Consider the following 3,954-nt stretch of genomic DNA (forward strand, 5'->3'; position numbering starts at 1 on the left):
GATCCTTCCTAGCGACCCTTACATGGATTCCGAGGGGAAACCCAGCAACCACAAACTCATGGACTTCAAGCTGGCTTCTTCCGAGGGTTCTCGTAACATTGACCTTGATCCCGTCATCAAGCGTTATCAACATGACATTGCCCGGAGTTTCTTGACGGAATTTATTATGTTGGGGGTTGATGGTGGCTCCTATGCCCTATCCAAAAGCAAGACCGACCTCTTTCTCCGGGCACTAGAGAGTTACATCCAATCTATTGTTGACGTTCTCAACCGTCAGCTTGTTGAGCGCCTTTGGCAGTTGAATGGTCTTGACTACAACCTGATGCCCAAGATTACTGCCGGTGACATTGCACCACACGACCTGAAAGAACTCGGGTCTTACTTGAGAAACCTCAACGGCGCTGACATCTCCCTTGCTGACCAGACGGACATCGTTGATTCCCTGTTGGAGAATGCTGAACTCCCCGCTCTTGACCGTGGTATCTACGAGGAATCCCGCAAGAGGGCACGTCGAACAGAAGCAGCCCGTGCAGATTACTATGATGACGACAGCACCCCCGGTGACGGTCCCCAAGAATCCGAAGAGGATGGGGAAAATTCTGTCGGTGATAACGCAGGGGACGAATAGGAGACCATATGACCAAGTATATTCACCTGCAAGACATGCTGTTCAACCAGCCCCACCTCTGCACCCCACAATATGCTGAGACTGTTCTTAGTGTTGTTGGTGACAAGTTCGGGGTTGATACTTCAGCCTTCGGGGTAGACGGGGAACAAAAGGAGAACCGAAGCCCTAATATGGTTGGTGACACCTACGTCATGCCCATCATCGGCTCCATGGTTCATCGCGGTGGTTCTCTTGATGCCCTTTCTGGTATCCAATCTTACCAGTCAATCCAAAGTGAACTGCAAGAGGCTATTGATAACCCTGCTGTGAAGCAAGTGGTTCTAGACATTGATAGCCCCGGTGGTTCTGTTGCTGGTGCTTTTGACCTCAAGGACTTCATCAGTGAGGCAAAGGATAAAAAGCCAATTTATGCTATGGCCCGAGACAGCATGTGTTCTGCGGCTTACTTGATTGGCTCTGCTGCAACCGAGGTCTATGCCACCCAAACAGCCCAAGTTGGCTCTATTGGGGTTGTGGCAATGCACATGGACCAGTCGGAAGCCAACAAGAAGCAAGGTGTAAAGCCGACCTTTATTTACGCAGGTGATTACAAGACAGCGGGCAACCCTCACGAGAAACTAGAGGGCGATGCCCTTGAGTATCTCAAGGAGAGTGTTGAAGACGCTTACCAAATGTTTGTCAGTGCAGTTGCGGAGAACCGTGGCCTTGATGAGCAAGCAATCCGTGACACTGAAGCACGGGTTTACCGGGGTGAAAAGGCCGTAGAGATCGGTCTTGTAGATGGGATCAAATCCTATGACACACTCCTTGAAGAACTCGCCAACAACAGCCAACAGCGAGTTTACTCCTATCAGTCTATCAAAGGTGATAACATGACTAAAGAAAGTGAAAAGCTGGAGGCTGACACCGCTCAGATTTCGGCTGAAGTTGATGCCCTGAAGGCAGAGAACGAGGGCCTTCGTAAAGCCCTTATCGAAAATGGCTTCAAGATTACCAAGGACGGCGTTGAAGCCCCTGAGGCAACTCAAGAAGCCCCCAAGGAAACCCTTGAAGTGAACGGCAAAACCGTTGACCTTTCGGCTATGCCCGAAGAAGCCGCTACCGCCCTGAAGGATATGGTTGCCGCTCAAGAGGACAGCGCACTGGAAGCCAAGGCCAAAGAGATGTTCCCCCACATGGACATTGCTGCGGCCAAGGAACTGGCCAGCGTGGACCTCTCGGAGGAAGCCATGAGCGCCCTCAAGGCTGCTGACACCCTTATGGCAGAGCAATTCGAGGAAGCCGGTGAATCGGCCAAGCAAGGGGACATGACGGACCCTACCGAGAAGCTCAACGGTATGATTACCGACTACATGGAAGAACATAAAGTGAACGAGGCAAAAGCTACGGCTGCTGTCATGGAAACCGCTGAAGGCCGCAAGGCTTACAACGAATCGAAGAAGGGGGCCTAAGATATGGCTTACAACAACATTCTTGGTCAAGCAGAGACCTATATCGCTGGTGCAGACCTCACTGGCAAACAGTATACCTTTGTTACCTCGGACGGTGATGAAGTGACGACCACTGGTGCGGGCGAATCGGCAACTGGTGTTCTTTGGAATGAGCCTGTTTCGGGTGACGCTGCTACCGTTGTCCGTGGTGGTGAAGTCAACGTCTACGTTGGCACTGGTGGCCTTTCAATTGGTGATGAAGTCACTTCGGATGCCGATGGTAAAGCTGTCGCTGCCACCTCGTCGGATATTATCCTCGGGGAAGCCCGGACTGCCGCCGCTGCTGATGGTCTTGTCACCATGACTTTCTATCCGGTCGCCCAGTCGGCTAAAGCATAAGGAAAACTGAACAATGGCTTTTGATAACGCACCCAGTGCGGTCCATCTGGACCAAATTCTCACCAACCTCACCCTCAACTTCGTCACTGACCAAAACTTCATTGCCAACCGGGTCTTTCCCGTTCTGGACGTTGAATACAAGTCGGATGAGTTCTACAAGTTTGACCCTGATGAGGCCAACCGTGAACTTGATGACGATATGCTGCTGGCTCCTCGCACGGAACCGCGCAAGTTTGATGTCTCCCATGGCAAAGACAACTACATGGCACAAGTCCGTGGGCTTTCTTTTGACATTGACACCCAGACTGCTGCCAACGAAGACGAGCAACTTAATTTTCGCCAGCGCAAGGCCAACGAACTGATGCACAAGCTGATGCTTCGTCGGGACCGTGACTTCCTCAACACCTTTGTAACCTCAGGTGTCTGGGGCGAGGACCTTGATGGCGGCACCTCGGATTTCACTCAGTGGTCCGACGCTTCGTCTACCCCTATTGATGACGTTCGCCAGTGGAAGCGTGATTTCCAAATCCGTAACTATGGTTTCAAGCCGAACAAGATGCTTGTCACGCAGGACGTTTTGGATGAACTGATGGCCAACACCCAAATCCTGGGTCGGATTAACGGTGGTGCCACCATCGGGAACCCTGCCCTCGTTGACATGGCCCTTCTGGCCGGTATCTTCGGTGTGGAAGAGGTTATCGTTGCCGATGCGGTGTCCAACACGGCTGCTGTGGGTGCTACCGCCTCCAAGGACTACATGGTCAAGAACAAGGCCCTGCTGACCTACACCCCCTCCAGTGTTGGCCTTGATACCCCGGCTTCGGGTATGGTCTTCGCTTGGAACTCTGTCCCCGGCACTTCTTGGGGCATCACGATGGAGAGCTTCACTGACGATGCCCTTCGTCGCCAGCAGATTGCTGAGCAAGTTCAAGGTAAGATGGCGTATGACATGAAAGTGGTTGGGCCTTCGCTCGGCACTTACGTCGAGAACATCATCGCCTAACAAAAAGAGGGGCACTGGGTAATTCTGGTGCCCCTCCCCAAGAAACCCGACAACTACTAGAGGTTCTTCTATGAATCCCCCTATCCAGTTTGACAGACCCCTTTTTGTCCGAAGCCGGTATAAGCCAATCATTTGGAAAGGTCGTTCTTGGAAATTTCAAGAGCAATTCCCTTGGGCCGAGATTGGTGTCCCCGAAGATACTGTAGTTACCCTCTACAATAGCGACCAACTTTACCATGACGAGAGTCTTGAGGTTGCTAACAAGGTTGGTGACAGGTTGAGCGAGATGAACAGGAAGCGACTTGACAGCTTGGTCCGCCTCGTCAACGCAGAGGTCAAGAAAAACACAGGCTCCAAGGCAGAGTTTGACAAGAAGAAGTGCAAGTTTTCTTCTATCGACAGCAAACAGCGTGGTCTTATTCGGCAATGGCTAAGAGCTAACCCTTGGGCCTCCGAGATGTTCTATACTTTCCGAGATCAAGTCTTGGAAGAAG

The 3,954-nt window shown here is 51.8% G+C and carries 5 protein-coding genes; all 5 read left to right on the top strand.

What is annotated here, in order from left to right:
• Window positions 1-628 (top strand): phage portal protein family protein (locus VJ956_RS02360; protein ID WP_324081207.1); only part of this gene is annotated, 628 nt, incomplete at its 5' end.
• 8 nt (window positions 629-636) lie between these two features.
• Entirely contained in the window at window positions 637-2,079 is a 1,443-nt protein-coding gene (gene sppA / locus VJ956_RS02365) for a signal peptide peptidase SppA (RefSeq protein ID WP_324081209.1), read from the top strand.
• 3 nt (window positions 2,080-2,082) lie between these two features.
• On the top strand, window positions 2,083-2,457 hold the full coding sequence (locus VJ956_RS02370; RefSeq protein WP_324081211.1) for a hypothetical protein: 375 nt from the start codon (window positions 2,083-2,085) through the stop codon (window positions 2,455-2,457).
• A 13-nt stretch (window positions 2,458-2,470) separates the two neighbouring features.
• Window positions 2,471-3,460: a hypothetical protein gene (locus tag VJ956_RS02375; protein WP_324081213.1), complete on the top strand. Its 990-nt coding sequence runs from the start codon at window positions 2,471-2,473 to the stop codon at window positions 3,458-3,460.
• Between the two features lie 70 nt (window positions 3,461-3,530).
• On the top strand, window positions 3,531-3,954 hold a 424-nt coding region (locus VJ956_RS02380), incomplete at its 3' end, for a hypothetical protein (protein ID WP_324081216.1).

The sequence above is a fragment of the Marinobacter sp. genome (assembly GCF_035268745.1).
In the GTDB taxonomy this organism is placed as follows: domain Bacteria; phylum Pseudomonadota; class Gammaproteobacteria; order Pseudomonadales; family Oleiphilaceae; genus Marinobacter.

What these genes read in the sequence shown, in the direction of transcription:
- VJ956_RS02370 (WP_324081211.1), top strand. Translation starts at nt 2,083, where the DNA reads ATGGCTTACAACAACATTCTTGGTCAAGCAGAGACCTATATCGCTGGT.
- sppA (WP_324081209.1), top strand. Translation starts at nt 637, where the DNA reads ATGACCAAGTATATTCACCTGCAAGACATGCTGTTCAACCAGCCCCAC.
- VJ956_RS02375 (WP_324081213.1), top strand. Translation starts at nt 2,471, where the DNA reads ATGGCTTTTGATAACGCACCCAGTGCGGTCCATCTGGACCAAATTCTC.